The sequence below is a fragment of the Novosphingobium fluoreni genome (genome assembly GCF_014196615.1).
In the GTDB taxonomy this organism is placed as follows: Bacteria; Pseudomonadota; Alphaproteobacteria; order Sphingomonadales; family Sphingomonadaceae; genus Novosphingobium; species Novosphingobium fluoreni.
On sequence record NZ_JACIDY010000005.1, the window covers coordinates 196,289 to 212,611 of the forward strand.

Below are 16,323 nucleotides of genomic sequence, written 5' to 3' on the forward strand. Positions count from 1 at the left end.
GTTCCGAAGGCGTGCCATGAACAATGGTCTACCCTACCCGCCATCGCTTCATGATGCCGCTACAGGTTTGTGCGCGCGATCCACTGTGCATCGGAGTTAGTCTTGCCGCAAAATGGATGCGCCTTACGCAGGCCACCATTGCCGATATGTCTTGGCCAGTTAATAGATATTGCGTCGCACACCGCGAGAAGCGCTGCTTCATCACGGGCGGGGGCGACGGTGGCTAGGCCAGGCTCGATCGACTGCTGCTCCTGGCAGCGGGAAGCCAGAACAATACGTGAATGCCAGAGTGCAGGTCAAGCAGCGTGCGCGGCGGACATCAGGCTGTGAGCTGGGATCTTGATGGGCACCCGGAAGCCGGGGAACATCACCAATGTATAGCGGCCCTGCGTGCCCGAAACACTGCCGATCAGCCCTTCGAATCCGGCGTCGGCGAACTTCACCGGATCGTTGACTGCGAACGTGCGAGCAAAGGCGCGAGGCCTGCCCCTCTGTTCCGCAAGACGCAGGGCATCCAGGGCGCGGTCAGCCACACGGGAATAGACATCCATGTATCGGAAAACATGGAACGGCGGGAGCCTGCACAGCGGCGAACGCGATAGCGCGACAAACTCTGGCACCCGATCATATTCCGCAAACACAATGGTCGGCGTCATCGGGGCCGCCACTTCCTTGCGATCTCGCGATCGGCCGACGCGAACAACCCTAGTCTCCTGCGGCGTCCAAGCGCGATAGCCAGCCTCGACCAATGCCGTCGCCAGTGGCACCGTGCGGCTGGGTGCAGTGCGCAAGATGCACCAATTGCTCATGCCGCCACCTTGTGTTGGGCGCAGTCAGGGCAGTCGACCTCTTGCCCTTTAAGCGTCAAGACGCGACGAACGTCTTGGCATTGACGGCACGCCGGTGCAGCGCGTCGATCGGCCAGCAAGCCAGCCGGCTGAACGGTGCAGCCTTCCTGCCTGATCAAAAACGTGCCCTGATCCAACCGCAGATAGCCACGCTCCATGGCAATGCGCTTCACACCTTCGGGCAGGCGATCAACCTCGTCCTGCGTCATCTTGCGCTCAGCAAGGGCAACCATCGTCTCGTCGAAGCGCGCCTGTAGCTCGCGTGCCACAGCCTGCCGCGCAAGGACGCGATTGCGGAACGCGCGATCGTTGCGCTTCCAGCTGGAAAGAATGGCTTGGCACTCTGAGGTGCTGGGGAAGAACTTGCAGGTGCGCAGCGCCACGGTGACCAAGTGCTCGATCGCAACCTTGGGCCAATGGCCAATTGCGATGCCGTACGCCTGAACTCGCAGCTTTCCGGTCAAGTCATCGTCGCGACGCCGGGGGAGCACGGCGAGCATCCGCAGGCACTCGTCGAGCAACCCTTCGTCTGTAGGCTGAAGTGGCGGAAGAGGCAGGGTGGCGACATGCTGGGCCTTTGCCAGGCGATCATCCCCCAGCCGCTCGACGACGCTGGATACGCTCGTCGAGCTCCCGCTCGAACCCGTCTCGGGTGTCGAGCGGCTGGCTCCCGCTTCGGGAAGCACGCGCGCCACCGCTGTTCCGATTGCCTCCATTGCCGCTATTCCATTTCCTGCTGTTAAGTACCCAGGTCTTCCAGGCATCCTGCCAATCGACGAACCGGTTGCCCTTGCCCCGATGGTGAGATGTGAAGTGCTCGATCTGCGTCTCAAGCTCTCCCGGAGGCCAGCCGTCGATGACCTCCCGGCACTTGGTGCCACCGCTGAACTCAGTGGGGCTCCAGTCGACAGGCATGATGTGCGCTCGCGCGCTCTGTGTGTTTTTAAGGTTATTGGAGGGTTCAAGGGGGGTTTGGGTCAAATTCCTTGACCGGTGGGGTCTAGCAATTTGACCGGTGGGGTCTGTTGTTTTGACCGGTGCGTCATCTTGACCGGTCAAATTCTCTGACTGGTCCTCGGCATGCGATTTCACCAACGGGAGGCCGCGCAGGACGCGAACGACGATGGCGTATTCGACGGTATAGCCGTTCACGCATTTGCGTTGCCCGCATTCGCGGAGCAGGCCGTCAGCGATCAGCGCCTTGATGGTGGCGATGACCGTCTGCTTGGTCGCACCGATCTCGTCTGCCATGCGCTGCTTCGATGCCCAGATACCCGAGCCATCGTCGCTGGCCTTGTCGGCCATGAGCACCATGACAGCCTTGCGCGCCATGTTGCCGCACTGCCGCTTGTAGACCTCCGATATGAGGTGGTTGCTCACGCAAGCGCTCCGATCGTTATCTCGACGCGCCCAGGCTTTTCTGACTCGGCAAACTCGTATTTCGGCAAAAACCGCCGATCATTCACCTTCAGGGCGTCAGCAATGCCGTCGAAGATCGGCTTCATGCGGTTGGGAAAGTTGGTGCGATCGCTGCGGTGATTTGGGGGCACGAAGCGCACACGCAGCACGATGTCGCCATCACCCAGCCTCGCCTTGCGGGCACCTGCTTCCAGGGCGGCCATCCAAGCGTGATCGCGCCACTGACGGGTTTCAGCCGCCTTTGCGCGCCAGTGACCTTTTGCATGGCCCGAGAGCGACGACGGCGGAAAGGGCATGACGATCGTTTTCATTCCGCCTCCCCAGAGAACGGAATGGCCAGCTGCGGATCTGGATTGGCAGCGACGAACTCATTCCGGGCAGCACGAGCGGCGCACAAGGCTGCATGGGATTCGTTGTGCTCCGTCGCGGCGGCAGCCAGCTTCTCGTCAGCGCGCAGGAACCGCCGCTCGCAGCAGGCCACGATCTCGTTGTGCTGTTCGAGGCTTGGCTCCGGCGGCGCCCATGCTCGTTGGGGCTCTGTGGCACCGGGCATCGTCATGCCGCACTCGCCTGATAGGCCTGGAGCGCTACCAGCAGCTTGTGAGAACCGGCGGCGATGCTGTTTGCAAAGCGGTGCCCTTCATCCTCATCACTGTGGTCGACTGCCACGAAGTTGTTGCGCGGCTTGACCAGGCGGGTGCGCGCCGGACCGCGCAGTGTGTCGGAGCGCTTCTCGACCTTCGCCAGCACCAGCAGTCGTTTGCGCGCGGCCGCGATGTGGGTGGCGAGGGCAGGATCTTCCTTCACAAGGTCGTTGGCCTTGTCCCGGCCGCTCAGCACCGTCGTATGATCCTTGCCGCCTGCAAAACGCCCGATCGCAACGGATGAATGCCCTGCCTCCAAGGCCAGCACGTAAAGGATCATCCGGGCGCGAATATGAGGGAGGCGACGCGACTTGCCCCGGATGTCGGCGGCTGGAATGCGGGTGATGTCGGAGCACACCTTCACGATGGCCGCCATGCTGAACTGGGCGGCTTCCGGAGCCGTGCGACGGTGGGAAGCCGCCCTGATCCGTGAGATCGGGCAACCGAATTCGCGTGCGATCTCCGCGAAGGGACGCTTGGCGATGATGGCCCGGGCAAGCCGGTCGTCCATCGAAACCTGCGCCTGCTGCCGCGCGGCATTGTAGCACGCGCCGCATTTGCCGGAGAGGTTGCGCCGGGCGAGTGGCTTGCCGCAGCAGCATAGCCTGGTGGATGACACGCTCATACCGCTTGAGGCCCCAGCTTCGTGCGGATGGAGCGGAGCATCCCATTGGCCACATCACGGGATATGCCCATGCGCCGAGTGATCTCCGCGATGGTCAGGTCCTCGGCCAGCAAGTCGGCGAACTCGTCCATGCGTGGGTTGGGGCGGGGCATTACGAAGCCCTCCGCGCGCGAGCGCCGTCGAGGCGCCATTTCAGGTTGCCGAACGTCTGATAGGCGGCCTCGATATCCTCGCTGCCCGCAAGGATCTCGTCGTCATCGATCCGCTGGTCGCCAAGGGCTTTGGCCAAGAACAGCTGGCCGCGAGCCGCGCCGATCGGCAGGTCCGCATCGGACGTGCAGACGGCGGATATAGGCGCGGCCTTGCCTCCGATCAGTCCCATCACCGGGCCCAGCCGGTGCAGGCCGTATTCCTTGCCGATCCGCAGCAGGGTGACGGCGTTCAGGTCGCCGCGCTTGTTGCTGGCGTTGTTGATCGTCGTGGCCGATGTGCCGAGACGGTCGGCGATATCCTGATCGCTTTCGCCGCACTCCGCCTTCAGGGCGTTGATGATCGCGGCTACCGCATTGCGGTAAGAAGTCTGATGCAGTGCAGCAGGAACGCTCAGGACTGTGTTGCCGTCAGTGGGCATACGTGTCTCCATGAACAGGGGAAACAGACACGCCCGCCGCCGCGGGGAGGGGAACAGCGGCGAGCGATCCAGCCGCCGAGTGCGGGCCGGATATGATCTTGCGGTGCTTGCAGCCGACATCCCCGCGCACGCCGCAGCGGAAGCAGGGATCGCGCGGCGAGCCAGGGGCCTCAATGAGTTCGGGCAAGGGCGTCAGCGGGCGATCAAGTGCGGCGCGGGCCCGCGCCTGCTTGGCGGCGAACTGAGACATATCGCGATCACGGTACAGCTTACCGGTGACCGGTGCGGTTTGATCACCGGTGGCCAAAATGCGGATGCGCCGCGCGGCGTTGCGGCGCTCGACCTCGATCAGGCCACGCTTTTCCAGCTTCTCGAAGATGCGCGAGACAGTGGAGCCGCTCCGGGCGCTGATCTTCTTGGCCAGCTCGGTATTCGCTGGGCAGCGTCCGCCAGCCGCTGCGATCGCGGTCAACTCAGCAAGGATGATCTCGTCCTGGCGCAGCAGTTGGTGCAGGCCCATCAGGCGGACTTCCCAACCTCCGCTTGTTCGAGCGCGGGCGGGGATATCCCGAAGAAATCATTTGCAGTGACTTTGCCACTGGTCTCGGATGCGATGACTGGCATCGTTTCTTTGTCAGGGATGCGATCCCCGTTGACGTACCGACGCACACTCTCTGCGGTCTTCCCAATGCGCGCTGCGAAAGCTGCTGACGTAAGCTCTTGCTCAGCCAGCCAATCCTTCAGTGTCATCGAATGATCTCCTTGCAACACCATTATGGTGCTAAAAGGCGTCAAACGTCAACACCAATTTGGATGGTGGAGCATGCACACCAGATTGGTGCACAAGAGCGTGTGAGCAGCGTCAACAACATCGAGCGCCTGAGAGAGGGCCGCGGCTGGAAGCGGCCTCAACTCGCCAAGTTGATGAACACTAGCCCTCAGCAAGTAGAGCGCCTCGAAAAGGGCGGGCGCAGGCTGACGCAAGATTGGATCGACCGAGCTGCTGTGGCGTTTGATGTGTCTCCGGCCGCAATCATCACGCCGGACCACGGCGAGCTGGTTCCGCCCCCAGGAGGGACCGATCCTGCAGAGGCAAAGCCGGCCGGGGCACGCGGCGTCATTGAGGCGGGTGACGACAGCGCGGTCACGCTCCGATCGTTCGATCTCAGCTATTCCATGGGCCCCGGCACAAACATCGACGACTATGTTGAGGAGGGTACCTACGAATTTGATGCGGGCATGCTGGCCAAGCTCACGCACGCGCCCGCCGATCGTCTTTTTGTCGCGCGCGCCGATGGCGACAGCATGTTCCCGACGCTGCTCAGCGATGACCTGGTCGTGATCGACACCACGCAGCGCGTCGTAAATCTCCGGGATCGCATCTGGGCTTGCTCGATCTACGGCGCCGGGGCGATCAAGCGCCTGCGGCCGGCGGCAAAGGGCAAAATGGAAATAATTTCCGATAATCCAGCCGTAAAGGATGACCTCGTTGACGCCGAGGACATCCACATCGTTGGGCGGGTGATTTGGTTGGGGCGGAGAATATAAGATGTCCTTTTCCCAAATATTTGGTAGGGTATTAACTCTTGAAGAGTTAAATACTATTGCAACGCGCATTAACGAGATGGCTAGTGTTGATGGAGACCCCTGCTTGGTATGTGGATCAAGCACTGAGCTTCTAAATACGGTTAACCCATTAAATATTGGATACAACTCGGATATTTCGCAAAATCGATACGTCCCGTGCGTTGCAACCGTTTGCGATAATTGCGGCCATGTTAGGCAGTTTGTTCTTGAAAAGCTCGGAATTGATTTGATTGGTGAGCAGGAGCGGTCAGGCCATGCCTGAAGCTACGAACATCGGCGACCATCCATCTTTCAAGGGTGTCAGCTCCTTGAACACTCCGACAGGTGGTGGCACATTTGACGGAATGGAAGCGCGTCTAGCAAAACTTGAAGCCCAAATGGAACATGTCCATAAAGACTTGGCTAAACTAGCGGTGCTGCCAGTAGATGTGGCAACGATCAAAGAGCGGTTAGTGCATCTTCCTACAAAGGATGAAGCTCGCAATACGCTTGATAGTGCGCTTGATCGAGCTGGGGCCAAGACGCAGCGTGGCGTAGGACTTATTATAGGTATCGGAGGCCTATTGATTACTGGCGTAAGCTTACTTATCAAGTTTTATGCCGGGTAGTTGTTTGGCCAACTATCTTTAGCGGTAGTCGGCGTCGACTTCCCGAATAAGGCGAAGGGCCCGACCCGCCGCTTCGAGATCGCCGTCTGCGCGCCAGGCGATCCGGTTGAGTTGCGGCGGGAGCCGAAGAACCCGGCCGATCCGCGCGCCATCGCCGTTTATTCCGAACGCGGGGTGCAGATGGGATATATCAGTGCAGAGCGCGCGCCCCGCATTGGCCAGCTGATGCGCCAGCACACTATCACCGCGATCTTTCAGGAGGCGACCCGCTATGGCGCCGTGATTCGCGTAGCGTTCGACGACGATGTGCCAATCTTGCCGCCTTCCAAGCCTCAGGTGCCATCCGAACCAGATTTCTATCCCGATGAGACGTGGCCGGATGATTTTTCTCAGTAACACCATAATGGTGTTGACACTCTAGCACCGTTCTGGTGTTATGACTCCATCAGGGCACACCGCCCTCGTGGAGATCACGATGCCAACCGCATCACACCCTCGCACCGTTACGCAGCACCATCGCGGCTCAGATGTCACGTTCGTCGACATCAATGCCGCCGGGGCCTTGCTGATCAACTTCCTGGACGCGCTTGACGCGGACCAGCCATCTCAGCGCCTCGCCTTCATGAACTACGCCCGCCAGCGCGCCGAGCAGCAGCTGGTCGCCTGGGGCATCGCACGGTGAGCGCGCTGCGCAACGCCGCGCCGTTCTTCGGCATCGTCGGTGGCACGCTGGTGTTTCTTGCCCTGCTGTGGCGCGCCAATGACGCCGTCGCCCGGATGTTCGAGCGCGATCCCGATGTCTTCGCCTTTATCACGTTGCCCTGGGTCGCGCCTCTGCTGATCCTGGCCGGCGTGTTGGTGATCGGCGCGACCGCTGCGCTGCTGGTGTTTTCCGGTGCCCACCACGATCGGGAGCCGGGCGAATGACCCGCGTCACCGTCCTGACCGACGCCGAGGCCACCAGCATCGCCGAGGACATCGGCCGCATCTGGTTCGGCCTGACCGGCAGCCCGCGCATCCCGCCCATCGAAGACCGCATCAACCTCGTGCAGCGCGTCACGCGCCAGGCGCTCGAGGTGGTCGCCAGCCGGCCCGCCGAGGCCTGAACCCGCCCGCAAGGATCACTGCATGTCCGTCACCATCGAAGCCGGCGTTCTGTCCCGCGCCATGAAGTCCGCCGCCAGTGTTGTCGAGCGGACAAACACCATTCCCATTCTGGCTAACGTTCGGCTTGAAGTGTTCGGCAATCAGTTGGAGATCGTCACCAGCAACCTGGAGATCGAGTATCGCCAACGCGTGGCGCTGGTCGGCGCGGGCGATCTGGCAACGACGTGCGACGCCAATCGGCTGGCCGCGATCGCCAGCGCGGCGGAACCCGGTGCGCAAATAACGCTCGAACTGGCGGCGGCTGGGCGCCTTACTGCCAAAGCGGCTCGCAGTCGCTGGCAGCTTCCGGTTTTGCCGGTTGACGACTTTCCCGCGATGAAGCCGCCTGCGGACACCGCGAGTTCCATCTCCACCGACGGTGGGCCGCTGGCGATCGCGATAGGCCGCACCGCTTGGTCCGCCGAAACCAATACCACGCGCTACTACCTTTGTGGCGTGTTTGCGCACGGCGAGGATGGTCGGATGCGCCTGGTGGCGACAGATGGCCATACGATCGCAAGCCTGCACACCGCCATCAGCTGGCCAGCTGGCGCATCCGATATGATCATCCCAACCAAATTCGTGCGGCTGATCGAGCGCATGGTCGCGGATGTCGAACACATCGACCTGAGCTGGGATGAGCGCCTCCTGCAGGTGACGGCCGGTGATGTCACGATCATCGGTAAGCTCGTTGACGGCACGTTCCCCGACTACAAGCGCGTCATTCCCGAAACTGGTGACACGCCGGTCCTTGTCGATCCGGAAAGCCTTCGCAAGGCGCTGCGACGCATGGAGCTGGTCGGCAGCGACAAGACGCGCTCGATCGCAATGGACATCCAGGCTGGTGCGCTGGAACTGCAGATGACCGATGGCGGCGGGGGCGGCGAGGCAAACGAGCACGTTCCCGCCGACTGCGAAGCAATGCACCGCGTCGGCTTCAACTGCGGCTATCTCGCGAGCGCCCTGGAGGCGATCGGCGGCGACACCGTGGAAATCCACCAACGATCGGCAAGCGAGCTGGCTGTGATCCGCCGCAGCGTCTCCGACGGCGCGCTTTGCGGCGTCATGCCGATGCGCGTCTGAGGAGGCCCGTCATGCACATCGACCACGATATGTTCGCCGATCTCGCCACCGCCGTTTATGCGGGCGATCTCGAAACTGCCCGGTGCAAGCTGGACCTTATGCGCGCCATCGGCGGCGAGAACACTGCACACCTGCTGATGCGGGCGCGTCGCGTCAGCCATCCGCTGCCGCCCATGACGCCGATGGCAGCGGCAATTCCCTTGCCGCAACCGGGGGCAAGTCCCCGTGAGGTATTCGGCGCATCGTTCACGGGTCCCTTCGCATGATTGCTTCATCCGACTATGCCAGCACCATCCTTACCGCCGATGGCAACTATCTGGATTATCTCGCGATTGATCCATCGGTATTCACGCTCAATGCAATTGCGCGAGGGCTCGCCAACACCTGCCGTTTCGCCGGTCAGTGCTGGCCCTTCTACAGCGTCGCCGAGCACTCGATCTGGGTTTCTCGTCTCGTGCCGGCGGAGCATGCGCTTGCAGGTCTGTTGCACGATGCCGCCGAGGCTTTCATCACCGACATGCCGAAGCCGCTCAAGGAGCTTCTACCTGATTACAAAAGCTTCGAGGCTAGAATTGAGGCAACCCTATTCCCTCACCTTGGGTTGGCGGTAGCGCTGCCAGGCGACGTGAAGACGGCCGACCGCGTCATGCTCGCAACCGAGCAGCGCGCGTTGATGCGCAATCGCGATGCATGGAAGTACACTGCCGAGACGACGCCGCTCGAAATCAAGCTCGCATGCTACTCACCGCAGGAAGCCTACTACGCGTTCATTGAACGCGCGGAGGAACTCGGCTTCGGCAATCCGGTCGCCAGCTACGCGAACGCGGGGGCCTGACGTGTGGCTCTACGTACCCGCAACATCCTCTCCCTATGCGCAGGGGTCGGAGGCCTTGAACTCGGCATCCTGCTCGCCCTCCACCATCGCCAAGAAACTGGCGTGGGCATCTGCTACGTGGAGAGGGAAGCCGCAGCCGCCGCGAGCCTGGTCGCGTCGATGGACGCAGGGTGGCTTCATCCGGCGCCTGTCTGGTCTGACATGCTCACTTTCGACGGCGAACCATGGCGTGGCCTCGTTCATATCCTCGCTTCGGGAGACCCCTGCCAGGACAACTCCGTCGCCGGACAGCGCGCCGGAGCCGATGGCCAGCGCTTCCTCGCGCCAGAAGTCTGCCGGATCGCCGCGGAGTGCCGGCCTGATCTTATCTTCCGCGAGAACGTCCCGGGGAACGCGGACGGACAGCTTGCAGCTATCGTCCCGCCACTGGAAGGGCTGGGCTACCGCGTTGCGGCAGGAATATTCAGCTCGGCCGAGACCGGCAACACCATGCGGCGCGAGCGGCTGTTCATCATGGCCCGGGCCGGACGCAGGAGTCTTCGGAGATGGTCACGATCTAGCGTTGTTCGACAAGCGGCGGGAGACGGTCAAGGCCAAGGGGATCAATGGCAACGGGATGGGCGAGCCTCTCGCGGTAGCGGCTGCGCGAGCGACCACCAACTGGTCCAGCCCGAAAGCGTCGGACCCAGAGAAAGCGGGGCCGAATATGCGGGGCAGCAAGGGCGATGTGCCGCTTCCGGGGCAGGCGGCGCGATGGGAAGGGCCATCGGTGGCGGTGACGGAAGGATCGCGTCAGGCGCGCGGCGGCAAGCGCTCGAACGAATTACTTTTGACGGGCCAGGCAATGGATGCGTCGAAACGTTGGGCGGCGCCAGCGGCGCAGAACTGGAAGGGCAGCAGCGAGGGCAGCAGCGAGGGCAGCATCATGCGGTCGGACGGCAAGTCAAGGGAGGATATCCTCTGCTATCAGGCCGAGCAGTTCTTCCACCCGCCGTCATCCCCGGCCCATCCGATAGCCGCTGGATCGACGTCCTCGACCAATTCCCCGAACTCCAACCAGCCCTCAGCGAAGAGGAAGCTCAATCCCATCTTCGTCGAGGCGTTGATGCGATGGCCCACCGGGTTGAGCGGCTTCGAGCGACAGGAAATGGCGTGGACCCGCTGGTGGCTGCTCATGCCTTCCTTTCTCTCAGCGCTCTGCTCGGCGTCTGACGACATGCCCGGAAGCGCCCAGCTATCCATCTTCGGAGAAGCCGCATGACCAAGGATCTTCAGGGCACCTGGTGGGCCAGCCGCGATGGTGATTTCTATACGTCAGGCCCGCACGACACACGCGAACAGGCGATCTTCGCTGGGCGCGAGGACTTTGACGGGGGTGCCTTTCATATCGTCGAAGCGGGCATCGCGCCGCTGCGGTTCAGCGCTGCACGCCTGATCGATCAGCAGTATTTCGAGGATGACGAGCTGTTCCACCCGGGCGCCAGTGGTGCCGACCGGCGAGGTAACTGCAAAGCGGCGGACGCGGAATTGCAGGAGATGCTGGATGCATGGCTGGTGCGGCACGCCGACACGTTCGTCGCGCCCACCATGTTCGCCTGGTCGCGCAACGAGGAATTCATACCAGCCGGCGCGGTCGGCGAGCGGGAGGCAGCATGAGCTACGCATCCATGGATCACGCTCGCTGGGCAGAGGAGAACAACCGCTGCGCCAACGACGCGTTCGCCGGCCGCAAGGGGTACAAGCAGCGCCCCGAGAAGCTGTCCGAGTTCCAAGCCAAGGTGATCGACATCTGCGGTATGGTCGGCGGCGGTATCTACAACGCGCCGATCAACTGGGACAAGGTCGCCTGGGGAACCGGCGCCTGGCACTCAGGCATGTGGGTGCCTTGGCGCGACGGGCGCATGGCCACGTTCGACAGCTATCAGCTGACCAACCTCGTGCTGCTCGCCCACGAGGCGCGTATCCGGGTCGAGGTGCGGGCCCAGGCTCACGGGCACTTCCTGCTGTCTTTCTTCCAGCGGTCACATGAGGGTGGCTTTGCCGGTCGGCATCCGAACATCGACGAGGCGGTCGCCGCGTTCCGCGCGTACCTGCCTGACGATCACCGCGTGCGCTATCGCGCAACACAAGCGGCGGAACAGGCGGCATGAGCGACCAAGGATGGAAGCACGACGACCTGGCTCGCGATCTTGCGCAACATCTGCGCTCCGATAAGCGGCTGGTGTGGACCGACATGCAACTTGGGCCCAGCGGCTCCCCGCGGCCAGACGTCTATACCTTGGAGCGAAGCTACAGCAAACCGCTGCCCACAGCGTACGAGTGCAAGATCAGTCGCTCCGATCTGCGATCCGACACGACATCAGGGAAGTGGCAGAAGTATCTCCAGTACGCCGGAGCGGTGATCTTTGCTGTTCCTGAAGGTCTGTGCACGCCAGCCGAGATCCCGACCGGCTGCGGCCTGATCGTGCGTAAGGCGCAGGCATGGCGCCATGTTCGCAAGGCCACTCGCGCCCACGTCTCACTGCCTATGGACGCCTGCATGAAGCTCTTGATCGATGGCGTCGGCCGCACGGTGGGCCCGCATGTGCCCCATCCACGCCGCCTGGAACTGTGGAGCGAGCACAAAGCGGTGCGCAAAAAGTTCGGCGAGTCCGTGGCGCTTGCGGCACGAGACATAGCGGCGGCTCAGGAAACTGCCGCATCCGCGCGTGCCTCGCGTGACGAGGCGTGGAAGCGCCTGGATCGGGAGGTCGCCGCGAAGCGCGAGTACTTGATGGGCCAGGTGCAGAAGGATGCCGCTGAGTTCGAAGCGGTCAAGCGCGAGCTGATCGAGTGGCTTGGTATTGAGGATGCGTCCAGTGCGTTCGGGGTCCGTCGGCGCATCGCCGAGCTTCGCGCGGCCTGCGATGCCGACGCTCGGGTCGCGCGGGCGGAGCGGGCGCTGTGCGATGCTCTCCGGTCTCTCCGACACATGACAAAGACGTTCGAGGGTTTGACGCAGGAGCAGGCGGCATGAACCTGCGCATCCTCAAGAAGCTGTCGAAGCGCGCGGCCCCGTATTTGCCGCTGTTCGGTGACACTCGCGAGCAGTTCCGGTCCGGGCGGGGTGACAATTACCACGGTCTGATCATACGCGACCGGACCTGCTTTGAGCGCTCCCCCTGTCACTCGTCTTACGCGCAGGGCGCGTACCTGTGGGGCGGCGAGGTCCGCATCTGCGTACAGGCGCGGGCGGGTCATCGCTACATGATCAGCCCGCCACCGCATCCGCTCAAGGGCACGATCATGGTCGGCGGAATGTCGGGCTACTACGAACCTGAGTGGGATGAGGAGACAGCGTTCGGCGCGCTCCGCCAGCAAGTTTGCTACCACTTCACTGACTGGGAGGCGTGCGCGTCGATCGACGACGTGCCCGGGATCACCCGCGATCTGTCGACCGTCAGCAAGCTTTTTGCCGCCGCCGACGAAATGGTGAGGAAGCGCTATGGCTGAGCGCGCGCGCGACCGGCGCGGCCGGTTCATCCGAAAGATGCGGCAGACCCCAGCCGATCTGCACTGCTGGCTGATCTGGTCGAAGAAATGGAACTGCTGGCACCGGCGCTCCGCCGAGGGTGGAGCCTGCGGCTACACGGGCGATCTCGCTGACGCCGGACTGTTTCCGCGCGCGAAGGCTGCCGCCTACCACGACGGCATAGACAACGAGGCGTTCCACGTGTCGGAGCAGGTCGAACACATCGGCCGTCAGATCGGCACGCTGCGCAACCAGATCGACATGCTTGAAAAGAAGGCCGCTGCAGCGCGCCAAATCCAGATACCAGAACTGGAGGCCGGGCAATGATCGACCGAACAGAGCGCGTGCTGAATGCACTGGGCCGGCGCATTGCCGCGCAGGGCGACATGCGCATCCGAGTGTCTCGACATACGTTCAGGGTTCTGATGCGTGCCGTTGGAGTGGGGCATTGGGAGGATCGCGAAGAGTTCCGCGAGATCGACGCACTAGCTCTCGACATCCTGCGCCACTTTTCTTGGAAGGTCAGCTCCTATGAGCGCCCATACCATCGCCAATAAGTGGCGCCGCGCGGTCCGGCGCAACACCGGCATGCAACTCACCCCCGAGCAGCTGCAAGAGCTCGGGGGCTACGGCTTCCTTGAACTCCTATCCCGGATCGAATCGAACGAACTATGTCCCGCGAAACCAGCCCCTACATCGTCGGAGACTACTGGCTCGACTACCGGCGGGACGGTAAAGCCCCGGGTGTCTGGCAAATTGCCACCGCCCGTGGACGGACAGTCGTTTATCGAAGCACTCGCACGCGCGAACTGAGCGAAGCCAAGGCCCGGATGCACGCGCACGTCGAGGAGGAGAGGGCGCGCACGACACGCCAGGCGCCGGACGAGGCGGGCGTCGCTGCGATCCTGGTCACCTACTACCGCGAGAAGGGCGCCAAGGTCGTGAACAGCGACCAGACCAGCCGATCGCTGCGCACCTTCCTTGCTTTCCTGCTGCAGGACGAGGCGGGACACGCCGCGGTGGTGACCGATCTGACGCCTGCCCTGTTCGAGCGCTTCCGCGAGTGGCGCATGGGGCCCCATGCCTTCAAGCTGGCGTGGTTCGGCGAGCAGTTCGACTACGAAAGCGAGGAGGGCGTCTCGGGCGCCACCGTGCAGCGCAACATCAACGATGTCCGTGCCGCCGTCCACTATGCCGCCGACAACATGCGCATCACCCACGCGCCGCGAATCGGTGACCTCGATGAGCAGTACAAGTCGCTGCCGCGCGAGCGGGTGCTCACGATCGACGAAATGGCCCGCATCGGCTGGTACGCCAGCCACAACGCAGACCTCTTCCGCTGGGTCGCCCTGCAGTTCGCCACGGCGGTGCGCCCCCAGGCGGCGCTCGCGTTCGATCCGGCCAAGCAGTTCGATCCGCGCACCGGCCTGATCGACATGCAGCCGGGAGCGGCCAAGCAGACGAAGAAGCGCAACGCGGTGCTGCCGGCGATCCGGCCACTGCGAGTAGTTCTTTGCAAGTGGCGCAAAGAAGGGGGAACGAGCGCCGCCAGCCGCAAGACGGCCTGGCGAATCATGCGCCGCACGCTGGGCCTCTCGGCAGACGTCTACCCCAAGACGATCCGGCACACGATCGCGACCATGCTCTATGCCGACGACAGCGTGCCCGAGCGCGAGATCGTCGAGCTGCTGGGTCACGATGGCAAGCTGGCGCGCACGACACGCATCTACGCGAAATACGATCCGACGCGCCTGCGGAACGTGACCCGCGCGCTCACGCAGCTGTGGATAGCTGTCCACCGCAAAGCGAAGGCATTTAGTGCTGACCATTTGCTGACCACGGTGGGTCAGGGCGGTCAGAATGTAGTGGTTGGGAAGGTCGCCTCAGGCGACGGAACCAGCCGGGTTGTGGCTGGTGGGCGCGACAGGGATTGAACCTGTGACCCCACCCGTGTGAAGGGTGTGCTCTACCGCTGAGCTACGCGCCCGCTACCTTGCGGAAGGCGCGCCATTAGACAAGGTCGCGCGCGTTGACAAGCGGGCAATCGACTCTAAACGAGCAGCCATGAGCGAAGACACCTCCGACGCCGCCCCCGCCCCCGAAGCCGCCAATGACTCCGCCGTGACCGCGGTCGCCGGTCCGGACGTGCCGCCCGATCGGCTGGCGATCAATCCGCGCAGCCCGCACTTTGATGCGGACAAGCTGCAGCGTGGCATCGGCATCCGTTTCAAGGGCGCGGTGCGTACCAACGTCGAAGAATATTCGATCTCGGAAGGCTGGATCCGCGTGCAGGCGGGCAAGACCAAGGATCGCCACGGCCAGCCGCTGACGCTCAAGCTGAGCGGACCGGTAGAAGCATGGTTCGAAGATCTGGGCGAAGACGCGCCCGTCGCCAAGAACGACTGAAGCTGTTTAGCGTGCGCTGGCGATGATCAAGCCGATCGGGTCCTTGCGGCCCGTCGCGTTTGCCAGCCGCACCGGGGCCGCACGCTTCGCCACGGCGCGTGACGGAGCATAGGGCGCAAACCCTGCACTGCTGAAAATCGGTTCCGAACCGAACCGCACTTGCACAGTCTTCGTTGGGACATAGCGCGTCAGGCCGGGCTTCGCAGGCGCGGCGCGCGCCATGACCGGGGCCTGCCTGGCGAGCATCCTGGCCGGCTTGTCGCCCGGTTTCTCCTTGTAGATGAACCCGGCGACCGGCCAGTGGCCACCGCCCAAGGCCTGGATCGGGGCATACCAGACGCGTACCTGGCTCCAATCGTTCTCCGGCGAAACATCCACCACCGTGACGTTGCGCTCGATCTTGCCGGGTGCGGACCAGTTGGCATGATCGACCAAGATGGTACGGGCATCGACCACGCGCCGCACGGTGGCGACATGTCCCAAAATCGAATTGCCATGCGGGCGGATCGCCATCACCGAGCCGGGCCTTGGCGCCATGCCGCGCGCATACTTGCCCTCGGCCTGTTTCCACCAGGTATGGGCATCGCCGTAAAGCTTGATGCCCGAGGTATCGCGCGCGAAAGGCACGCATTGCAGCACGCCTGACATCGGCACGATCGGTCCGCCGCCCACTGCATCCAGCAACGATGCCGGAGAGCGGGCTTCTGCCTGCGCGGTACCGAAGACCAGCGCGGTTACCAGGAATGTGAGATTTCTGCCCCTCATGCTGTTCTAATCGCAGGTGAGGGTTAGGACGGCTCTGACACGCGTGGTAATCGAGCACGGTAAACATGGCGGCAAGAATTTGCCGGTATTTGGCGGAACCCGGCCTTGCAGAAGGGTTTCTTTTGCCATCGTGCCCCCATTAACCAACGGCCGATAACCGCCATTTCGGCGTTATTTTTTCTGACTGATCGGGCGCTCATTTCCAGCGCGGAATG

Annotated in this window: 29 protein-coding genes, 1 tRNA gene and 1 pseudogene; 19 read left to right on the plus strand and 12 right to left on the minus strand. The window is 63.0% G+C overall.

Annotated elements, in window-relative coordinates:
* Positions 1 to 296: 296 nt before the first annotated feature.
* From GGR39_RS11645 to GGR39_RS11690, 10 genes are all read right to left on the minus strand, one after another.
* Positions 297 to 656: a hypothetical protein gene (locus GGR39_RS11645; protein ID WP_183617293.1), complete on the minus strand. Its 360-nt coding sequence runs from the start codon at positions 654 to 656 to the stop codon at positions 297 to 299.
* A 149-nt stretch (positions 657 to 805) separates the two neighbouring features.
* Positions 806 to 1,231 carry a hypothetical protein gene (locus tag GGR39_RS11650; protein WP_221226107.1) on the minus strand — a complete coding sequence of 142 codons (426 nt, stop codon included), beginning with the start codon at positions 1,229 to 1,231 and terminating at the stop codon, positions 806 to 808.
* 205 nt (positions 1,232 to 1,436) lie between these two features.
* Positions 1,437 to 2,228 carry a helix-turn-helix domain-containing protein gene (locus GGR39_RS11655; protein WP_183617295.1) on the minus strand — a complete coding sequence of 264 codons (792 nt, stop codon included), beginning with the start codon at positions 2,226 to 2,228 and terminating at the stop codon, positions 1,437 to 1,439.
* Entirely contained in the window at positions 2,225 to 2,578 is a 354-nt protein-coding gene (locus GGR39_RS11660) for a RusA family crossover junction endodeoxyribonuclease (RefSeq protein WP_246388648.1), read from the minus strand. The genes GGR39_RS11655 and GGR39_RS11660 overlap by 4 nt, the downstream gene beginning before the upstream one ends.
* On the minus strand, positions 2,575 to 2,826 hold the full coding sequence (locus tag GGR39_RS11665; protein ID WP_183617296.1) for a hypothetical protein: 252 nt from the start codon (positions 2,824 to 2,826) through the stop codon (positions 2,575 to 2,577). Before GGR39_RS11665 ends, GGR39_RS11660 begins: the two co-directional genes overlap by 4 nt.
* Positions 2,823 to 3,536 (minus strand): helix-turn-helix domain-containing protein, encoded by a 714-nt coding sequence (locus GGR39_RS11670; protein WP_183617297.1) that lies wholly within the window; start codon positions 3,534 to 3,536, stop codon positions 2,823 to 2,825. Before GGR39_RS11670 ends, GGR39_RS11665 begins: the two co-directional genes overlap by 4 nt.
* Complete coding sequence (locus GGR39_RS11675) at positions 3,533 to 3,688, minus strand: hypothetical protein (protein ID WP_183617298.1); 156 nt, start codon at positions 3,686 to 3,688, stop codon at positions 3,533 to 3,535. Before GGR39_RS11675 ends, GGR39_RS11670 begins: the two co-directional genes overlap by 4 nt.
* The gene (locus GGR39_RS11680; RefSeq protein WP_183617299.1) at positions 3,688 to 4,167 is read right to left on the minus strand and encodes a helix-turn-helix domain-containing protein; all 480 of its coding nucleotides are present in this window, start codon (positions 4,165 to 4,167) and stop codon (positions 3,688 to 3,690) included. Before GGR39_RS11680 ends, GGR39_RS11675 begins: the two co-directional genes overlap by 1 nt.
* Positions 4,157 to 4,687 (minus strand): hypothetical protein, encoded by a 531-nt coding sequence (locus GGR39_RS11685; RefSeq protein ID WP_183617300.1) that lies wholly within the window; start codon positions 4,685 to 4,687, stop codon positions 4,157 to 4,159. The genes GGR39_RS11680 and GGR39_RS11685 overlap by 11 nt, the downstream gene beginning before the upstream one ends.
* A complete protein-coding gene (locus GGR39_RS11690) occupies positions 4,687 to 4,917 on the minus strand; it encodes a helix-turn-helix domain-containing protein (protein ID WP_183617301.1) in 231 nt (76 codons plus the stop codon). The genes GGR39_RS11685 and GGR39_RS11690 overlap by 1 nt, the downstream gene beginning before the upstream one ends.
* A 102-nt stretch (positions 4,918 to 5,019) precedes the next feature.
* On the opposite strand from GGR39_RS11690, the gene GGR39_RS11695 reads away from it, so the two are divergent.
* The 18 genes and pseudogenes from GGR39_RS11695 (at position 5,020) to GGR39_RS11775 (ending at position 14,871) form a co-directional block, all read left to right on the plus strand.
* Entirely contained in the window at positions 5,020 to 5,715 is a 696-nt protein-coding gene (locus tag GGR39_RS11695; protein WP_183617302.1) for a S24 family peptidase, read from the plus strand.
* A 293-nt stretch (positions 5,716 to 6,008) separates the two neighbouring features.
* On the plus strand, positions 6,009 to 6,362 hold the full coding sequence (locus GGR39_RS11700) for a hypothetical protein (protein WP_183617303.1): 354 nt from the start codon (positions 6,009 to 6,011) through the stop codon (positions 6,360 to 6,362).
* 111 nt (positions 6,363 to 6,473) lie between these two features.
* Positions 6,474 to 6,758: an HIRAN domain-containing protein gene (locus GGR39_RS11705; RefSeq protein WP_246388649.1), complete on the plus strand. Its 285-nt coding sequence runs from the start codon at positions 6,474 to 6,476 to the stop codon at positions 6,756 to 6,758.
* A 79-nt stretch (positions 6,759 to 6,837) separates the two neighbouring features.
* The gene (locus GGR39_RS11710) at positions 6,838 to 7,044 is read left to right on the plus strand and encodes a hypothetical protein (protein ID WP_183617304.1); all 207 of its coding nucleotides are present in this window, start codon (positions 6,838 to 6,840) and stop codon (positions 7,042 to 7,044) included.
* The gene (locus tag GGR39_RS11715; protein WP_183617305.1) at positions 7,041 to 7,289 is read left to right on the plus strand and encodes a hypothetical protein; all 249 of its coding nucleotides are present in this window, start codon (positions 7,041 to 7,043) and stop codon (positions 7,287 to 7,289) included. The genes GGR39_RS11710 and GGR39_RS11715 overlap by 4 nt, the downstream gene beginning before the upstream one ends.
* Entirely contained in the window at positions 7,286 to 7,468 is a 183-nt protein-coding gene (locus GGR39_RS11720; RefSeq protein ID WP_183617306.1) for a hypothetical protein, read from the plus strand. Before GGR39_RS11715 ends, GGR39_RS11720 begins: the two co-directional genes overlap by 4 nt.
* A gap of 22 nt (positions 7,469 to 7,490) precedes the next feature.
* On the plus strand, positions 7,491 to 8,591 hold the full coding sequence (gene dnaN, locus GGR39_RS11725) for a DNA polymerase III subunit beta (protein WP_183617307.1): 1,101 nt from the start codon (positions 7,491 to 7,493) through the stop codon (positions 8,589 to 8,591).
* Between the two features lie 11 nt (positions 8,592 to 8,602).
* Complete coding sequence (locus tag GGR39_RS11730) at positions 8,603 to 8,857, plus strand: hypothetical protein (RefSeq protein ID WP_183617308.1); 255 nt, start codon at positions 8,603 to 8,605, stop codon at positions 8,855 to 8,857.
* On the plus strand, positions 8,854 to 9,426 hold the full coding sequence (locus tag GGR39_RS11735) for a metal-dependent phosphohydrolase (protein WP_183617309.1): 573 nt from the start codon (positions 8,854 to 8,856) through the stop codon (positions 9,424 to 9,426). The genes GGR39_RS11730 and GGR39_RS11735 overlap by 4 nt, the downstream gene beginning before the upstream one ends.
* 3 nt (positions 9,427 to 9,429) lie before the next feature.
* Positions 9,430 to 9,936 (plus strand): annotated as a pseudogene (locus GGR39_RS17560) (DNA cytosine methyltransferase); the annotation flags it as partial.
* Positions 9,937 to 9,988: 52 nt separating this feature from the next.
* Positions 9,989 to 10,687, plus strand: coding sequence for a hypothetical protein (locus GGR39_RS17270; RefSeq protein ID WP_246388650.1), 699 nt, complete (start codon positions 9,989 to 9,991; stop codon positions 10,685 to 10,687).
* The gene (locus tag GGR39_RS11745; protein WP_183617311.1) at positions 10,684 to 11,082 is read left to right on the plus strand and encodes a hypothetical protein; all 399 of its coding nucleotides are present in this window, start codon (positions 10,684 to 10,686) and stop codon (positions 11,080 to 11,082) included. Before GGR39_RS17270 ends, GGR39_RS11745 begins: the two co-directional genes overlap by 4 nt.
* Entirely contained in the window at positions 11,079 to 11,576 is a 498-nt protein-coding gene (locus GGR39_RS11750) for a hypothetical protein (RefSeq protein ID WP_183617312.1), read from the plus strand. Before GGR39_RS11745 ends, GGR39_RS11750 begins: the two co-directional genes overlap by 4 nt.
* Positions 11,573 to 12,442 (plus strand): MmcB family DNA repair protein, encoded by an 870-nt coding sequence (locus GGR39_RS11755; RefSeq protein WP_183617313.1) that lies wholly within the window; start codon positions 11,573 to 11,575, stop codon positions 12,440 to 12,442. The genes GGR39_RS11750 and GGR39_RS11755 overlap by 4 nt, the downstream gene beginning before the upstream one ends.
* Positions 12,439 to 12,918 carry a hypothetical protein gene (locus GGR39_RS11760; RefSeq protein WP_183617314.1) on the plus strand — a complete coding sequence of 160 codons (480 nt, stop codon included), beginning with the start codon at positions 12,439 to 12,441 and terminating at the stop codon, positions 12,916 to 12,918. Before GGR39_RS11755 ends, GGR39_RS11760 begins: the two co-directional genes overlap by 4 nt.
* Positions 12,911 to 13,264 (plus strand): hypothetical protein, encoded by a 354-nt coding sequence (locus tag GGR39_RS11765; RefSeq protein ID WP_183617315.1) that lies wholly within the window; start codon positions 12,911 to 12,913, stop codon positions 13,262 to 13,264. Before GGR39_RS11760 ends, GGR39_RS11765 begins: the two co-directional genes overlap by 8 nt.
* On the plus strand, positions 13,261 to 13,494 hold the full coding sequence (locus GGR39_RS11770; protein WP_183617316.1) for a hypothetical protein: 234 nt from the start codon (positions 13,261 to 13,263) through the stop codon (positions 13,492 to 13,494). The genes GGR39_RS11765 and GGR39_RS11770 overlap by 4 nt, the downstream gene beginning before the upstream one ends.
* Before the next feature lie 114 nt (positions 13,495 to 13,608).
* Positions 13,609 to 14,871, plus strand: a complete 1,263-nt coding sequence (locus GGR39_RS11775; RefSeq protein WP_183617317.1) for a tyrosine-type recombinase/integrase — start codon at positions 13,609 to 13,611, stop codon at positions 14,869 to 14,871.
* On the opposite strand, the gene GGR39_RS11780 is transcribed toward GGR39_RS11775, so the two are convergent.
* A tRNA-Val gene (locus tag GGR39_RS11780) sits at positions 14,850 to 14,924 on the minus strand. The two genes, GGR39_RS11775 and GGR39_RS11780, sit on opposite strands and share 22 nt — an antisense overlap.
* 77 nt (positions 14,925 to 15,001) lie before the next feature.
* Here GGR39_RS11780 and GGR39_RS11785 point away from each other — a divergent pair.
* Positions 15,002 to 15,343 carry a DUF3297 family protein gene (locus tag GGR39_RS11785; RefSeq protein WP_183617318.1) on the plus strand — a complete coding sequence of 114 codons (342 nt, stop codon included), beginning with the start codon at positions 15,002 to 15,004 and terminating at the stop codon, positions 15,341 to 15,343.
* 6 nt (positions 15,344 to 15,349) lie between these two features.
* Here GGR39_RS11785 and GGR39_RS11790 read toward each other — a convergent pair whose 3' ends face one another.
* Positions 15,350 to 16,108, minus strand: coding sequence for a CHAP domain-containing protein (locus GGR39_RS11790; protein WP_183617319.1), 759 nt, complete (start codon positions 16,106 to 16,108; stop codon positions 15,350 to 15,352).
* Positions 16,109 to 16,323 lie beyond the last annotated feature (215 nt).